Source organism: Nocardia sp. NPDC051756, from assembly GCF_040681495.1.
GTDB lineage: Bacteria > Actinomycetota > Actinomycetes > Mycobacteriales > Mycobacteriaceae > Nocardia.
Genome location: NZ_JBFAYV010000013.1, coordinates 144,684 through 159,876, shown reverse-complemented (window position 1 = coordinate 159,876; position 15,193 = coordinate 144,684). Strand labels below are relative to the sequence as shown.

Here is a 15,193-nt window from a genome sequence, read left to right as displayed (position 1 = left end):
TCGACTGCATGATGCCGCGCACGTCTTCGCCAGCTACAGGCGTCTATCGCCGGCAATCTGGGTGCGCAGCGCGCGGAAATGCGCGCTGCGGCAATGCCTACCGCATGACGCCGGTGTGCCCGGTGGAGTAGCGACCGGGCTGCGGCCAGACGGTCAAGCCGTGCGCCCCCTTACCTACGGGGATGCGCGCCAACAGATTCCAGTTGACGATATCTACGGCGTAGACCTCGCCGTGATGCCGCCCGGAAACCCAGAACACACGTCCGTCGGCGGAGATATTGCCCATGTCCGGACTGCCGCCGCCGGGCAGGAACCACTTGTGTACCAGCTGGTTTGCGGCGAAGTCCCAGACCGAGATGCTCCCCTCGTGCCGATTGGTGATGAGCATCTGACTGGAGTCGCGGGTCACGTAAAGTCCATGCGCCCCTTTGCCGGTCGGCACGAACCCACTGTTCTCGAAGGTGCTCGCGTCGACGGTGTAGACGCCGTCGGCGACCATGTCCGCGATGAAGAACGTGCGCCCGTCCGGCGACAGCTTCACGTCCTGCGGCATGCCGGAACGCCCGTCCGGCAGGTCGATCATCTTGACCACCGAGCGCTCGGCAACGTCGAAAACCAGCATCCGGCCGATGAATTCGCAACTGACCAGCGCGAACCGGCCATCGGCGGTGAAGTCCATGTGATCGACACCCGCACAATCCGGCACCGCCATCGAGTGCAGCTTCTCCCAGCTGCGCGGATCGTAGAAGTCCAGCGACTTGTCCGCCTCGGCCATGACCACCGCGAACTGACCGTCTGGCGTGAAATACATGTTGTAGGGATCGCGCACCGGAATCGGTTCGCCCGCTGTGCCGGTGCGCGGATCGATCGGCAGCAGACTGCCCGAGCCGATCGGCAGATCGTTGGTGACATACAGCGTCTGCAGGTCATAGGACGGCACCACGTGCTGCGGTTCCGCACCGCCGGCCGGGAAGTTGTCGATCACCTCGAAGGTGGCCGGATCGATCACCGTCACCGAGTGCGACTGGCTGTTCGGCACGTAGACCAGCGAACGATGTTCCGCCACAGCCGGACTCAGTTCCCGGTTGGCGGCGTAGACATCGGTCGGCGACAGCGGCGGCGGCATCCCGGGTAGCAGATCGGTCAGGTTCGGCGCAGGGGCGGCCGCCGCGACCGTGGATGCGGGAGCGGCAACCGTCCCCGCTTCGCTGGCGGCGCAACCGGTTACGGCGGTCAACACCGCGATCGATACGACGAGGGTATGGGGCGCGCAGTTCGAGTACGTGCGCAGTCGGTTCACGCGCCGCACCGTGCCAGGGGGTGGTGAAGACGAGATGACATGGGTGCGAAGCCTAAGGGCGGACACCAACATTTCCGGGCAGTCCGCGCCGAGGCGGGCGGATTGCCGTAAATATCCGGTTGAACCGGCAAAAACGCGCGGCCTGCCCGTAGGACAGACCGCGCGAAATCACGCAGAACGCGTATCGGCCTACTCGAAGCCGGCCAGCACCCGATCCAGCGCGTCCACCGCCGCGTCCAGCTCGGCAACGCCGACGGTCAGCGGCGGCCGGAAGCGAATGCTCCGCTCGCCGGTGCCGAGGATCAGCACATGCTCCCGCTCGCGCAACGCGGTCAGCACCTCGTCCCGCAGCTGCACCGACGACACGGTGACCGCGCACATCAGCCCGCGTCCACGCGGTTCGGTGATGCTCGGATGCTGCGCCGCCAGGGTCTGCAGCCGCTCGAGCAGGTGCGCGCCGAGCGCCCGCGACCGCTCGATCAGCGAATCCTGCTCGAGCACCTCGAGAATGCGCCGCACCCGCACCATGTCGGTCAGATTGCCGCCCCAGGTCGAGTTGATCCGGGAGTTCACCACGAACACGTTGTCCGGCACCTCGTCCACGCGCCCGCCCGCCATCACGCCGCAGACCTGGGTCTTCTTGCCGAACGCGATGATGTCCGGCTGCACGCCGAGCTGCTGGTAGGCCCAGGTGGTGCCGGTCATGCCGACGCCGGTCTGCACCTCGTCGAGCACGAACAGCGCGTCGTTCTCGTGGCAGAGCTGCTGCATGGCCTGCAGGAACTGCGGCCGCATGTGCCGGTCGCCGCCCTCGCCCTGGATCGGCTCGGCGATGAAACACGCTATGTCGTGCGGGTTTTCGGCGAACGCGCGCCGCGCCTGATCCAGCGCGCGGGCCTCGGCCTCATCGATGTCGAAGTCGTCGCTCAGGTAGGGCGCGTCGATGCGCGGCCAGTCGAACTTGGGGAATCGGGCGGTCTTCACCGGGTCGGTGTTGGTCAGCGACATGGTGTAGCCGGTGCGGCCGTGGAACGCGCCGGTCAGGTGCAGCACCTTGGTGCCGAGTTCCGGTGCGCGGCCGTTGCTTTCGTTGTGCCTGCTCTTCCAGTCGAACGCGATCTTCAGCGCGTTCTCCACGGCGAGCCCGCCGCCGTCGATGAAGAACAGGTGCGGCAGCCGGGGATCGCCGAGCACTCGGACGAACGTCTCGACGAACCGCGCCATTTCCACGGTGTAGATGTCGGAGTTGCTCGGCTTGTTGAGGGCGGCGGTCACCAGCTCTTCGCGGAAGTCGGCGTCCTCGGCCAGCGCGGGGTGATTCATCCCCAGCGCGTTGGACGCGAAGAAGCCGAACATGTCGAGGTAGGAGCTGCCGTCACGTTCGTCGACGAGTGTGCAGCCGCGGGACTCCTGTAAGTCCAGCACTAAATCGAAGCCATCAGCGAGGATGCTGGCCGACAGAATCTCGTGCACCCGGGCGGCGGGGGTGACCGCCGGGCGGGTGCGTTCCAGTTCGATGGTCACGCCATCTAGGATACGAAAATTTACGGTTTCTGTACAGGAAAGCGGATTAATTACACGTAACGGCTACCTGTCATAGAATGTCTGCAGGATGATGGTGCTTCGGGTCCTGACGTTGGCGGTCGCTCTGATCTCCTGCAACAGTTGCTCGAGGTGCCGCGGCGAGGCCACGCGGACCAGCAGCATGTAGCTCTCGTCGCCCGCCACCGAGTGGCACGCCTCGATCCCGGGGATGTGCTGCAACACTGCGGGGGCGTCATCCGGCTGCGATGGGTCGAGAGGAGTGATCGCGACGAATGCCGACAACAGCTGGCCGAGTGCCTCCGGGTCGACATGCGCCGTGTACCCGCGGATCACCCCGCGCGCTTCCAGCCTGCGCACCCGCGATTGCACAGCCGACACCGACAGGCTCGCCTTCTCGGCCAGGTTCGACAAGGTGGCGCGCCCATCGGCCATCAATTCCCGAATCAGCAGGCGATCAATGTCGTCGAGTGCAGGTCGTGCAGGTGTATCCGCCATCAGCGGAGACTAACCCAGGCGGACCCCCTCGTGGCAGAAACCTCACCCCGATCCTCCCAAGACATGGGACAGATATGCCGCATTGCGGCCGAAAGGTACGGCGGAGCAACAGATGACGGATGTACTCGGCGACCAGACCACCCAGGAACTGGCGGAGCGCGCGACGGCCGTGCTGCGCGGGCTCGGCGTGGAACCCCCGGAATCGGGCGATCTGCCCGCCCGTAGCCCCATCACCGGCACCCGGTTGACGACCCTGAAGTCCAGCACATCGGCCGAGGTCGATGCCGCAATCGAGCGCGCGGCCACGGCATTCGGCGCCTGGCGCACGGTGCCCGCGCCGATCCGCGCCGCGGTGGTGCGCCGGCTGGCCGAATTGCTCACCACGCACAAGAGTGAGCTCGCCGAGCTGGTCACGCTGGAGGCCGGCAAGATCGGCCCCGAGGCGGCGGGCGAAGTGCAGGAAATGATCGACGTCTGTGAATTCGCGATCGGCCTGTCGCGCCAGCTTTACGGCCAGACGATGCCCTCGGAGCGACCGGGGCACCGGTTGATGGAGACCTGGCACCCGCTGGGCGTCGTCGGGGTCATCTCGGCGTTCAACTTCCCCGTGGCCGTGTGGGCATGGAACACCGCGATCGCGCTGGTCTGCGGCGACACTGTCGTGTGGAAGCCGTCGGAGACGACGCCGCTGACCGCGCTGGCGTGTCACTCCCTGCTGCGCCGCGCGGCGACCGATGTCGGCGCGGATCCCGAAGTGCACCAACTGATTCAGGGTGGCGCGGAGATCGGGTCCCAGCTGGTGGACGACGAGCGGGTGGCGCTGGTGAGCGCGACCGGCTCGGTGCGGATGGGCAAGATCGTGGCGCCGCGGGTGGCCGAGCGGTTCGGCCGCTGCCTGCTCGAGCTGGGCGGCAACAACGGCGCGATCGTCACGCCCTCAGCGGATTTGGAGCTCGCGGCGCGCGGCATCGTGTTCGCCGCGGCGGGTACCGCCGGGCAGCGGTGTACCTCGCTGCGCCGGCTGATCGTGCACGCCGACGTGGTCGGGCCGCTGGTCGAACGGATCGAGAGCGCGTATCAGCAACTGCGCGTCGGCAATCCGCTCGAGGACGGGGTGCTGGTCGGCCCGCTGATCGACGGCCGGGCCTACCAGGGCATGCGTGCCGCGCTGGACAAGGCGCTCGCCGACGGCGGCGAATTGATCTGCGGCGGTGAGCGAGTCGACGGTTTCGGCGACGACGCGTACTACGTGCGGCCCGCGATCGTGCGGATGCCCGCCCAGACCGCGGTGGTGCGCGAGGAGACCTTCGCACCGATCCTGTACGTGCTGACCTATCACGACTTCGACACCGCGATCGCCCTGCACAACGAAGTGCCGCAGGGACTCTCGTCCGCGGTCTTCACCTCCGATCAGCGCGAGGCGGAGCGCTTCCTGGCCGCCGACGGCTCCGACTGCGGCATCGCCAACGTCAACATCGGCACCTCCGGCGCCGAGATCGGCGGCGCGTTCGGCGGCGAGAAGCAGACCGGCGGCGGCCGCGAATCCGGTTCGGATTCGTGGAAGGCGTACATGCGCCGGGCCACCAACACGATCAACTACTCCGCCGAACTGCCACTGGCACAGGGCATCAAGTTCGGCTGATCGAAGACTCGAGGGCCCAGATCGCGACCGATCTGGGCCCTCGGTCGGTCAATCGATCACGGTCGGCAGGGTTTGCAGGCCACGCAGGAAGGTACTGGGCCGCCACTGCACCTCGTCGGCCATCTTCATGTTCGGGTAGCGGGCCAGGATCTTCTCGAACGCGACCTTGGCCTCCAGCCTGGCCAGCGGAGCGCCGACGCAGTAGTGGATGCCGTGCCCGAAGGCCAGGTGCCCGCCCTTACTCTGGCCGGCCTTGCCGATCTCGATGGCGTGCGGGTTCACGAACTGACTCGGATCGTGATCGGCCGCGGCCAGCGACACCGACACCAGCTCCTCGGCCGGAATATCGATGCCCGCCAAGGTGATCGGCTCCGAGGTGTAGCGCAGCGTGGCCAGGTGGACCGGCCCCTCGTGCCGCAGGAACTCCTCGATCGCCGCCGGGATCTGTTCCGGAGTCCGGATCAGCTCCTCGTACAGCACCCGATCGCGCAGCATCGCGTAGAGCCCGTTGCCGATCAGGTTGACCGTCGTCTCGTGACCGGCCACCAGGATCAGGAACAGCATCGCGATCAGTTCGCGGTCGCTGAGCTTGTCCCCTTCGTGATTGGCCATGATCAGCTGGGACAGCAGGTCCTCGCCGAGGTCCTTCGCGCGCTCGGCGACCAGTCCGATCAGATACGTGGCCAGCTCGATGCTCGCCGCGCCGCGCTCGGCCGCCGTCGCGTAGAACGGCGAATCTGCCGCCGCCACTTGATCTTCGGCGTTCTCCGCGGACGAGGCCGTCATGGTGGTGGACAGCTCGCGGAACCGCGCGCGATCGGCCTCCGGCACGCCGAAGAGCTCGCAGATGACCGTCATCGGGATCGGCAGCGCGTAGTCGGCGATCAGGTCGACCTCCGATGTGCCCGCCATCTCGTCGAGCAGCTGATCGGCGAGCGCGTCGATGCGTGGATGCAGCCGCTCCACGGTGCGCGCGGTGAACGCCTTGGTCACCAGCCTGCGCAGGCGGGTGTGGTCCGGCGGGTCGGAGCTGAGCATGTGCTCCCACAGGTCCGTGCTCACCGTCGTGTACGAATCGCCGGGCCGCAGCCGGGTGGTGATCGGCGCCAGCGCGGCCGCGCCCTTCTTGATCCGGCCGTCGGCGAGCACCTCACGGGCCAGCTGATAGTCGACTACCAGCCAGGAGGTCAGCCCGTTGGGCAGCAGAACGTGATGGATCGGACCCTGCTTGCGCAGTTCGTCGTACACCGGGTGCGGGTCGTAGACGAAGTCGGTGCCCAGTTTGATCAGTGGCTTGGTCATGAGAACTCCCTGGCTGTCTTGCTCGTACTGCCGCCGCCGGTGCTGACTTGCAGCGGGGTCAATCCCCAGGCCTCGGCGATCAATCGCGCCAGGAAGCCCAGTTCTTCGTCGGTGTGCGCCATTTCGGGTTTGAGGCTCTCCAGGACCCACTGGATCTTCCCGTCGAACTCCGAGAGCCAGGTCGCCAGCGCGATCGGCTGCCGGCCCGCCTGTTCGGTGTCGATGCCCTGGAACACACCGCGCATCACGAACGTCGACGGCTCCGCGCCGTGGCGCATCACCGTCGGCACGAACGGGTCGAGAACGCCCATGTTGGAACACATTCCGACGGTGATCGGCGGGGTGTCGACGAGGCGTTCGACCACGCCCTCGGGGAGCACGTCGATCAGCTCGGGCGGCATGTTCCGCGGGCGGGAGATACCGCCGGCGCCCACGCCGTGCACCGTGCTGAACCCGGCCTTGCTGGCCGCGCGCAGCGGGCCGAGGTCGAAACGATCGAGCCACTCCCGTTGCACCATGATCGGCACGCGGGCAAAGGAATTCGAATCGATCTGGTCTTGCTCCCGGAGGATTCGGACGGCGGTCATCAACACCAATGGCGTGGTGTCGCCGACCGATCCGCAGTGCCGGAGCAGATCGGCGACCAGGGCGAGGTACAACGTGTTGGGGGAACCGCCGCGTTGGGCCGCGAGCTCCTTCCAGTGCGCCGCGTCGAAGGTGGCGATCACCGAGCCCTCGCGCCAGCCGAGCGGTGGCGGCTCTTGTGCTCCTTCGCCTTTGGCCAACGCCTGGCGTATCGCCTTGCGGTGCGACGGATCTCGATAGGCCCGGCGCGCCTCCGAAACCACTTCTCGCGCAACGGCGATGCCGCGATTCAGGCCGTCCTTCAGCTCGTCGCGGAGCCGGACGACATCGTCGAGACCTTCCGTCGTGGCGAGTTCGGGTTGGACCAGTCCGATGGCCGCCATCAGTCCAGCGTGGCCATCGGCGATGGCATGCGAAGCGACACAGGAACAGACCATGCCGCCGGATCGGGTGGGTACCGCCGAAAGCCGCCACCCGTAGCCGTTTTCCGGATCCAGCGGGTACTGCGCCTGATCGTTTGCCCAGGCCAGCGCGGCGGCGTCGTCAATCGCGGCGCGCTCCAGGCGCAACGGCAAGGCGGTGTCCGCCAGTACCCAGCGCCAGCGGGCGAACGGTACCCGCGGTCGCCGCACCCGCCGCATGAACGGGCCGGAGCGCAGCTGGGCGTACATCTCGCTCAGCTGATCGTCGGTGAGCCGGTTCGCCATGATGGTCACCGTCTGGCTGATGACCGGCGCGCCGTAACCGTGGTGCAGTCGTAGAAAAGCCTTGTCGGTGAGGCCGACATACACGGGGGTCATCAGGAGGCCTCCCGATCCAGCAGGTCCGCGGCGTCGGACAGGAAGGCGGGCTCGGCCAGCCGCAGCATCCGTTCCTGCGCGACCATCGCCACCAAATCGCCGTTGCGGCTGAAGATCCGGCCCTGGGTGAAGGCCCGGCCGCCGGCCGCGGACGGCGATATCTCGTCGTAGAGCAACCAGTCGTCCACCCGGAACGGGCGCATGAACCAGATCGAATAGTCCAGTGCGGCGGTCTGGATGGCGATGCCGGGGTGCGCCGCGACGGCCGCGCCCAGCAGCGTCATGTCGCTGGCGTAGGTCAGCGCGCAGCTGTGCGTAACCGGGCAGTCCGGCAGCTCACCGGTGTATCGGAGCCAAACCTGTTGGCGGGCAGCGCAGATCGCGCCGTCCGGTACGCGGCGGATATCCCAGCCGTCCCATTCGTTGCCCGTGTCGCCCATCCCGATCGGGACGAGGTCTTCCGGTTCGGGAGCCGACGGACACGGGTCGGCGTGCCGCACGCCGTGGCCGCCGACATGGAACGAGGCGACCATCAGGAAGGTCTCCCGGCCGTGCTGCAACGCCCGGATTCGGCGCACCGCGAACGATCGGCCGAGCTTGACGGTGTCGACCAGATAGTCGATCGGGATCTCCGGCGTCGTCGGCCGGACGAAGTACCCGTGGATCGAATGGACCGAGAATCCGGCGTGCATCCCGGACGAACCCGCCGCCAGCGCCCGCGCGGCCACCTCGCCGCCGAACGTCCGGACCAACGCGGTTCGGTGCTGGAGCTTGCCACGAAAGAAGTTCGTGTCGATTTGCTCCACCGCCATTGCGTCGAGTAGTTCAACCATGGTCAACCTTCTTTGCCGTGTTCCGATATCGGCGACCACGCTGTCGCGCTGACCAAGCCCTGCGGCAGAGCGGTGGGTCGGACCACATCGCGCGCCGGTGGGTAGGTTTTGTCGCAATTCGATGACTTTTTCATCTCATCATGCGACATCTTGTATCAGATACAGTGAACCTCTAGCTAATACACTTCAAGCTGCTGTAATTCATTTCACAGACTAGGCCTGTCGTCTTTACGGAAATCCTTCAGCCTGGAACTACTCGAATCGCCCATACCGTCGCTAGCTGGGAGAATGTGACTGTTCAGATCCCTACGAATAAGAGCCGTCGGCCGATCCAGAGTGTTGCCACGCGAATCGGAGAACTACGCGAATCGGTCACTCCGGCGGCGATTTACCATTCTTTTACCGGTGGCTTCAACCGTCCTCCAGGCCCGCAGGAATCGCCATCAATTAATAAGCAGTTAACAGTTTGCAACACGGATTTCAAACTGTCCGATTCCTGCCTATTCCGATGATTCTCCCTATTCGGGAACGCTTCCGTCCGCGCGCGCATCGGCATCGATCCCGCCGGATTCCCGCAGCGGAATCTCCTTCCAGAACAGCACCATCACCAATGCCACCAGCGCGAGTATCGACGCCACGACATACACCGTCGACATGGCCTCGGCGAAGCCCGTCTGCAACGGCCCGGCCAGCGTCGGGTTCAGCTGCTGGATCACCGAACTGTCGTCGAGCACCTTCTGGACCGCGGCGGTGTCGTGATGGACCAGCCCCTGCGCGAAGGCGACATCCGCCGGATTGCCGCTGTGCAGCCCGGCGATGACCGCCTGCTGATACGCGGGGTGCGTCGAGGCCGACTCGATCGCGCCGGTCACCTTGGTCGGCAACAACCCGAACAGCGTCGACAGCAGCGCCGCGACGCCGAGCGTGCCACCGACCTGACGGAAGAACGTGGCGGCCGCACTCGACACCCCCATATCCGCGGGCGCGGCGGCATTCTGGATCGCTAAAGTTATGGGCTGCAACAGATTTCCCAGTCCGATCCCGGTGATCGCCATGAAGATCATGGTGCGCCACAGTGGCGTGTCCGGCGTCAGATAGTGGAACAGGAACAAGCCCACCGCGACCGTCGCGGTGCCGATGATCGGGAACGCCCGATACCGCCCGCTCCGCGCGATGAGCCGATTCGACACGATCGACCCCACCATCAGACCGCCGACCATAGGCAGCAGTTGCAGCCCTGCCGCGATCGGGCTGGCGCCCCGCACCACTTGCAGATACTGCGGCACCAGAATGATCCCGCCGAACAGCGACGCCCCGACCACCATCGCGATCGCGACACCGAGCGCGAACGTCCGATTCCGGAAGAGCCGCAACGGAATCAGCGCCGCGTCACCCATCCTCGCCTCGATCCCGACGAACGCGAGCACCCCGACCACGCCGATCGAATAGCAGAGCACCGCGCCGACGCTGGTCCACCCCCAACTGCGCCCCTGCTCGGCCACGATCAGCAACGGCGTGATGCCGGCCGCGAACGCGACCGTGCCGAGCCAGTCGACCGGCACCCGCGCCGGGTCGCGCCTCGGCATCCGCACCACCCGATACACCACCACCAACGCGATCAAGCCGACCGGCACGTTGATCAGGAACACCCAGCGCCACCCGGTGATCCCCAAAATCATGTGCTGACTGGCGAATAGGCCGCCCAGCACCGGTCCGATCACACTGGCCATCGCCCAGGTCGCCAGAAAATGCCCCTGGTACTTCGCCCGCTCGCGCGGACTCACGATGTCCCCGAGGATCGCCGAGGCCAGCGACATCAGCCCACCCGCACCCACGCCTTGAATCGCCCGGAACACCGCCAGCTGATACATCGACTGCGCCACCGTGCACAGCAGCGATCCGCCGACGAATATCACGATGGCGGCGAGCAGAAATGGCCTGCGGCCGTACATATCCGACAATTTGCCGTACAGCGGCGTCGTCAAGGTCGCGGTGATCAGATACGCCGTGGTGACCCACGCCTGCAACGAATAACCGGACAGATCGTCGGCGATGGTCCGCACCGCGGTCGCCGTGATCGTCTGATCCAGCGCCGCCATGAACATGCCCAGGACCAGGCCACTCAGAATCACCAGCACCTGCCGATGAGTGAAGCCCGCCGGACCACCCGCCTGCACCGCGGGCGCGTCGACCCGCTCGGTCCGATGTCCGCGATGAGTCAACGCCATCAGCAACTCCTGAAATAAGAAAATCGCACATCAGTTGTTGAACTGCGGCCATTCCCATCCCCGGACCGCGGCGACCAAGCGCCCACAAACTAAGCAGCAACGATAAACCTCGGTCACGATTCGGGAAACGTCGAGTGATGTCTATCTCGAGCGCCAGGTAATAGTGACCCAGGCCACACGTCTGCTCCGCTGCCCGTCGCCCGGCAACCGACTCCCCCACCTCCGCTACGACACGCCCCACCAGGCGTTTTCGCATCCAGCCAATGTGTGTGTAGGGTTGGGGAACACCCGACGCGGGGTGGAGCAGCTCGGTAGCTCGCTGGGCTCATAACCCAGAGGTCGCAGGTTCAAATCCTGTCCCCGCTACAACGAAAAGCGGCTCGGAACAACACGTTCCGAGCCGCTTTTCCGTTTCCCGACCACCTCCGGCCGGCCGCCGCGCTACCGAGCCGGCGAACGTAGATATCACGCTCCGCGCGCAAAGTACCGCGGACACTTGTCTCCCGGCGCCACAGCGACCACCCTCGAATTCGTCACGTCCAGTACGAAATACGCGTGTATACCCCCGACACAAGGAGTCCGGGATGTCTGTCCACGAACACTGGTACCTCACCTACGAGCGCGACGTACTCGGCGCACCCGGCAAACCATGGCCGACAAAGCGCCACTCGACGCCGCGGTCCGGGCCGCCGACGGCACCCGAACCACCCGACGCCGACAAGAAGGCGCGCCACGGGTCGCTACTCGACACAATCCGTGCCGCCTGTCGCACCGCCACCCAGATAGCCCACAGCAAGTACTGACACCGAACGCAGCAGTCCTACCCCCCGAACTCACACAACCGCAACGCCCTACTACGCACCGCCCCAAGACTGACCCTGTCACCCCCAGCCCCCTTGGCGCGCAACGGTTCAACGCCCGCCACCCCGGCCTCCTCGGCCTTGTCGTTGAGCGCATACGCCTTCCCATCCGGCGCAACGAACACCGCCTGCACCCCCGGCCGGCACTCGAGGGTGCCGTGATCAACCGTGAACGGCCATAAAGAGCCAAGGTTTTCACTCGCCACAGCCTGACTACTGGCCGTCGGCTCAGGCAACGCCACCGAACTCGACTGCGCCGCCTCCTTCGTGCCGGACCCACCGCCACACGCGCTGATCGTCAACGCGCCGCATACGATTCCGACCAGCAGCAACCCGCGAACCTTCGAGGTCATCTCTTCCTCCAACAGCATCGGCATTCATTCGTCTACCGATGTTGTTGCGCATGGTCGTGTTTCGGTTCACGGCTGAGGGCGTGCCGCCGGATCTCACCGCACGTTGGCGCGGGAGGCGCGCAGCAGCGCGATGTAGCCGTCGTCCAATGTCGGTGACACCTGGCGCGATTCGGGCGGAGGCGTCGGGCCGACAACCCGGTACTCGATTCCCTCGACGGTGCTGGTGACGTTGACGACGGTGAAATCGCCCTGTGGCTCGCCAGTAGCGCGCACCACGTGAGTTTGTCCCTCCGCCATGGCGACCAATCCACCTGTCGTGCCGTGGTAGGCCAGCGTGCCCTCGGTCAGCACGGCGGCCATCGGGCAGCTCTGGGCGACATCGTCGAGGATGTGCGTCGAGAGCACGACGATCCGGTCGCCGCCGAGTTGACCGAGCAGCGTGCGGAAGCGGATCCGTTCCTCCGGGTCGAGGCCTGCCGTCGGCTCGTCGACGATGATCAGCTTCGGGTCGCCCAGCAGGGTCTGGGCAATGCCGAGTCTGCGTTTCATGCCACCCGAGTACCGCCCGATCCGTTGCGTACCAACGGAGTCCAGCCCGGCACGGTCCAGCAGATTGTCGATCTGCGACCACCGGAGACGTTTGTCATCGATGCCCTTGAGCAGGGCCACATAGTCGAGGAACTCACGTCCGGTGAGGTCCGGGTAGAGCGCGAGTTCCTGCGGCAGATAGCCGAGCAGCCGCTTCACCGCGGTCCGTCCCGCGCTGGTGGCCATGTCGTGCCCGCAGACCGACACGGTGCCCGAGGTCGGCCGGATCGTTCCGGTCAGGATCCGCAGGAGCGTGGTCTTGCCCGCGCCGTTCGTGCCGAGCAACCCGGTCATGCCTTCGGTCACGGTCAGATCGATCTCGTTCAGCGCGACGGTCGGCCCGCGATAGACCTTGGTCAGCTTGCGCAGCGTGATAGTCATACGAACTCCGTTCCAAACCAACGGTTCTCGGTCAGGACGAGGTGGCCGAGCAGAAAGGCGAGCACCGTCGTCAAGAGGGTGAACCCGAGAGCCGCTATCGCGGAAGCATTTCCGACCACCGGATGCAGCCAGCCACCGCCCTGCTCGGCAACCGGGTAGTGGAGCCATTGCGTCGCTTGATATTCGCCGAATGGGGACAGCACCGTCCTCGATATCGTCGGGACCGGGAACGGGATCAGCGTGGTCAACACCGTCGCCCAATACCAGAACGGCATGACGAGCACGCGTACGACAGCGCTGGGCAACAACAGGCTCGCGACATTGGCGAGCACCGTCAGCAGCAAGGATCCCGGTGCGACGATCGTCAGCCATCCGGTCGCCGCCGCACCGAGCGGCCCCGGCCCGCCGGACGTGCTGGTCAGCCATCCGCCGGTGACCAGCAGGATCAACGCACCGGGCACCGACGCGATCAGCCAGGGGCCGAGAATCAGGCCGGCCGTCCGCGACCAGCCGTTGTTCGGCGTAGCCCCGAACAATTCGCGCAGGCCCGGTCTGCGTTGTCCGGCAAGCCGGTCCGCGAGCGCGACGGCGACGCCGAAGGAACCGAGGAAATTGATCAGCAGCGCGGTGTCGGCGATCGAGGCGATCGCGTCGGTCCGATTCCGGCCACGCGGGAAACCGCCGAGGAACATGATCAACGCGCAGAGCGGGAGCACCGACAGCCACACCACGCGACGCCGGATCGCCAGCAACGCCTCGTAACGGACGGTCGCGCCGAATGCGCTCGCGGGCAGGCGCGGCACCGTGATTCGGTTCATCCCACCACGACGCTGTACTGCGGCCTGCGCATCCCGGCCACCGCGACGACGAGCAGAACCGCGGCAAGCGCGAGCGTGACCGCCGACGTGGACCACAGCGGTTCGACAAACGCGCCGATCCGGCGTGCGGGCCCACTGTCCGAAGATGCCGCGACACCGAGCAGCCACACGACCGCACCCGCGATGGACCCGACTTGCGGGGAGCGCCAGACCGCACACGCGACGCCGACCCCCGAGGCCAGCAACGCGGGCCCGAGCCAGCCCGCGACCATCGCGGAAAAACCGGCCGTCGCGCCGGACTCGCTCGTCGGCAGTGAGGCCAGCAAGGCCAGCGCGGTGTCGGCGGCGAGGACCAGGACCAGCCTGCAGGCGAAGACCACCGTGGGCGGAATCGGCAAGGCGGCGAACAACTCCAGCCGGGGATCCGTGTGCGGTAGGCAGATCGCCAGCGTGCCGAGCTGGAACACGAGGGTGACCGCGAGACCGAAAACCGCTGCGGTGGAACCACTGTGCGGCATGCGCAGGGCGAGCAGGACACACCCGGCGAAGCCAAGCGCACTCAGCGGGATCAGCGCCCGAGGCAGCAAGCGCAGCTGCATCCGCGCCAGCGCCGCGGTCAAGACGAGCGACTCGCGCCATGCTCGGCGAGGCACCTCCGCCGGTGCGGCCCAGGGCATTCCGGCCACATCGCCGAGCAGCGCATCGAAGGAGGGGGTACGAAATTCGCCCGCCAACTCCGCGGAAACCTGCCGCGCCGCAACCGCTGTGTTCCGCCAACCTTCGGCGCGTACCTGGCATTCGGCACAGGTGCTCAGATGCGCTCGGGTGCCGGGGTCTCGTTCGCCGATCAGCTGGTCTTCCGAGAGGTGGGCGCCGTGGGAATTCGGGGTGATCATTTCTCGCCTCCGGGTCGGGCGGACAGATCGGCGCTGGTTCCGGCCAACGCCAGCGCGAGTCGTTTGCGTGCGTGCGACATTCGGCTCTTCACCGTGCCGACCGGGATATCGAGGATGACGGCGACGTCGGGATAGGCCAGGTCGTCGACCAGCACGAGCAGCAGGACCTCGCGCAGGTGCTCGGGCAGGTCCCGAATGCCTGCGGCGAGATCGGTACGGGCCGCATTGGCGAGCACGATGTCCTCCACGGCGGCCGCGTGGTCGGAGATTTCCGCGATCTCATCGAGGTCGACCGTCGCGATCACCGACTTTCGCAGATGATTGTGCGCTTGCCGTTTGGCGACACCGAACAGCCAACCGCGCGCGGATGATTCGCCACGAAAGCTGTCCGCCGAGCGCCACACGGCCAGCCAGGTCTCCTGCAGGATCTCTTCGGCCACTCCGCTCTGCGCGGTCATCCGGCGCACGACCCGCAGCATCGCCGGTGCGTGCCGCTGGTACAGCACACGGAGGCATGCCTGGTCGCCTTTGGCGACCGCAGCCAGCAATGCCTCGTCCGAGTCCACA

General features: G+C 66.4%; 14 protein-coding genes and 1 tRNA gene. 3 read left to right on the top strand and 12 right to left on the bottom strand.

What is annotated here, in order from left to right; all coding sequences use genetic code 11:
- Positions 1-97 precede the first annotated feature (97 nt).
- The 3 genes from AB0M22_RS40380 to AB0M22_RS40370 form a co-directional block, all read right to left on the bottom strand.
- The gene (locus AB0M22_RS40380; protein ID WP_364738201.1) at positions 98-1,300 is read right to left on the bottom strand and encodes a hypothetical protein; all 1,203 of its coding nucleotides are present in this window, start codon (positions 1,298-1,300) and stop codon (positions 98-100) included.
- Between the two features lie 189 nt (positions 1,301-1,489).
- A complete protein-coding gene (lat, locus tag AB0M22_RS40375) occupies positions 1,490-2,824 on the bottom strand; it encodes an L-lysine 6-transaminase (RefSeq protein ID WP_364738199.1) in 1,335 nt (444 codons plus the stop codon).
- A gap of 63 nt (positions 2,825-2,887) precedes the next feature.
- Entirely contained in the window at positions 2,888-3,340 is a 453-nt protein-coding gene (locus AB0M22_RS40370; RefSeq protein WP_150404358.1) for an Lrp/AsnC family transcriptional regulator, read from the bottom strand.
- Between the two features lie 112 nt (positions 3,341-3,452).
- Between AB0M22_RS40370 and AB0M22_RS40365 the strand changes: the two genes are divergently transcribed.
- Complete coding sequence (locus AB0M22_RS40365; protein WP_364738196.1) at positions 3,453-4,982, top strand: aldehyde dehydrogenase family protein; 1,530 nt, start codon at positions 3,453-3,455, stop codon at positions 4,980-4,982.
- Positions 4,983-5,030: 48 nt separating this feature from the next.
- Here AB0M22_RS40365 and AB0M22_RS40360 read toward each other — a convergent pair whose 3' ends face one another.
- The 4 genes from AB0M22_RS40360 to AB0M22_RS40345 all read right to left on the bottom strand — a co-directional run bounded on the left by AB0M22_RS40360 (position 5,031) and on the right by AB0M22_RS40345 (position 10,730).
- On the bottom strand, positions 5,031-6,284 hold the full coding sequence (locus AB0M22_RS40360; protein WP_364738194.1) for a cytochrome P450: 1,254 nt from the start codon (positions 6,282-6,284) through the stop codon (positions 5,031-5,033).
- Positions 6,281-7,669: a hypothetical protein gene (locus AB0M22_RS40355; RefSeq protein WP_364738193.1), complete on the bottom strand. Its 1,389-nt coding sequence runs from the start codon at positions 7,667-7,669 to the stop codon at positions 6,281-6,283. Before AB0M22_RS40355 ends, AB0M22_RS40360 begins: the two co-directional genes overlap by 4 nt.
- Positions 7,669-8,502: an acyl-CoA thioesterase domain-containing protein gene (locus AB0M22_RS40350; protein ID WP_364738191.1), complete on the bottom strand. Its 834-nt coding sequence runs from the start codon at positions 8,500-8,502 to the stop codon at positions 7,669-7,671. The genes AB0M22_RS40355 and AB0M22_RS40350 overlap by 1 nt, the downstream gene beginning before the upstream one ends.
- A 518-nt stretch (positions 8,503-9,020) precedes the next feature.
- Positions 9,021-10,730, bottom strand: coding sequence for an MDR family MFS transporter (locus AB0M22_RS40345; protein WP_364738189.1), 1,710 nt, complete (start codon positions 10,728-10,730; stop codon positions 9,021-9,023).
- 292 nt (positions 10,731-11,022) lie between these two features.
- On the opposite strand from AB0M22_RS40345, the gene AB0M22_RS40340 reads away from it, so the two are divergent.
- Positions 11,023-11,096: transfer RNA gene (locus AB0M22_RS40340), tRNA-Met, on the top strand.
- A gap of 218 nt (positions 11,097-11,314) precedes the next feature.
- The gene (locus AB0M22_RS40335; protein WP_364738187.1) at positions 11,315-11,533 is read left to right on the top strand and encodes a hypothetical protein; all 219 of its coding nucleotides are present in this window, start codon (positions 11,315-11,317) and stop codon (positions 11,531-11,533) included.
- Positions 11,534-11,550: 17 nt separating this feature from the next.
- On the opposite strand, the gene AB0M22_RS40330 is transcribed toward AB0M22_RS40335, so the two are convergent.
- The 5 genes from AB0M22_RS40330 to AB0M22_RS40310 form a co-directional block, all read right to left on the bottom strand.
- Positions 11,551-11,961: a DUF2511 domain-containing protein gene (locus tag AB0M22_RS40330; RefSeq protein ID WP_364738184.1), complete on the bottom strand. Its 411-nt coding sequence runs from the start codon at positions 11,959-11,961 to the stop codon at positions 11,551-11,553.
- A 75-nt stretch (positions 11,962-12,036) separates the two neighbouring features.
- Positions 12,037-12,912, bottom strand: coding sequence for an ABC transporter ATP-binding protein (locus AB0M22_RS40325; protein ID WP_364738181.1), 876 nt, complete (start codon positions 12,910-12,912; stop codon positions 12,037-12,039).
- Entirely contained in the window at positions 12,909-13,730 is an 822-nt protein-coding gene (locus tag AB0M22_RS40320) for a hypothetical protein (RefSeq protein WP_364738179.1), read from the bottom strand. The genes AB0M22_RS40325 and AB0M22_RS40320 overlap by 4 nt, the downstream gene beginning before the upstream one ends.
- Positions 13,727-14,626 carry a hypothetical protein gene (locus AB0M22_RS40315; RefSeq protein ID WP_364738178.1) on the bottom strand — a complete coding sequence of 300 codons (900 nt, stop codon included), beginning with the start codon at positions 14,624-14,626 and terminating at the stop codon, positions 13,727-13,729. The genes AB0M22_RS40320 and AB0M22_RS40315 overlap by 4 nt, the downstream gene beginning before the upstream one ends.
- Positions 14,623-15,192 carry a sigma-70 family RNA polymerase sigma factor gene (locus AB0M22_RS40310; protein WP_364738177.1) on the bottom strand — a complete coding sequence of 190 codons (570 nt, stop codon included), beginning with the start codon at positions 15,190-15,192 and terminating at the stop codon, positions 14,623-14,625. Before AB0M22_RS40310 ends, AB0M22_RS40315 begins: the two co-directional genes overlap by 4 nt.
- Position 15,193: the final 1 nt, after the last annotated feature.

Bases quoted from the DNA above. Each gene is read 5' to 3' on its own strand.
- AB0M22_RS40370 (WP_150404358.1), bottom strand. From the start codon at position 3,340: ATGGCGGATACACCTGCACGACCTGCACTCGACGACATTGATCGCCTG.
- AB0M22_RS40365 (WP_364738196.1), top strand. From the start codon at position 3,453: ATGACGGATGTACTCGGCGACCAGACCACCCAGGAACTGGCGGAGCGC.
- AB0M22_RS40360 (WP_364738194.1), bottom strand. From the start codon at position 6,284: ATGACCAAGCCACTGATCAAACTGGGCACCGACTTCGTCTACGACCCG.
- AB0M22_RS40355 (WP_364738193.1), bottom strand. From the start codon at position 7,669: ATGACCCCCGTGTATGTCGGCCTCACCGACAAGGCTTTTCTACGACTG.
- AB0M22_RS40350 (WP_364738191.1), bottom strand. From the start codon at position 8,502: ATGGTTGAACTACTCGACGCAATGGCGGTGGAGCAAATCGACACGAAC.
- AB0M22_RS40345 (WP_364738189.1), bottom strand. From the start codon at position 10,730: ATGGCGTTGACTCATCGCGGACATCGGACCGAGCGGGTCGACGCGCCC.
- AB0M22_RS40335 (WP_364738187.1), top strand. From the start codon at position 11,315: ATGTCTGTCCACGAACACTGGTACCTCACCTACGAGCGCGACGTACTC.
- AB0M22_RS40330 (WP_364738184.1), bottom strand. From the start codon at position 11,961: ATGCTGTTGGAGGAAGAGATGACCTCGAAGGTTCGCGGGTTGCTGCTG.
- AB0M22_RS40325 (WP_364738181.1), bottom strand. From the start codon at position 12,912: ATGACTATCACGCTGCGCAAGCTGACCAAGGTCTATCGCGGGCCGACC.
- AB0M22_RS40320 (WP_364738179.1), bottom strand. From the start codon at position 13,730: ATGAACCGAATCACGGTGCCGCGCCTGCCCGCGAGCGCATTCGGCGCG.
- AB0M22_RS40315 (WP_364738178.1), bottom strand. From the start codon at position 14,626: ATGATCACCCCGAATTCCCACGGCGCCCACCTCTCGGAAGACCAGCTG.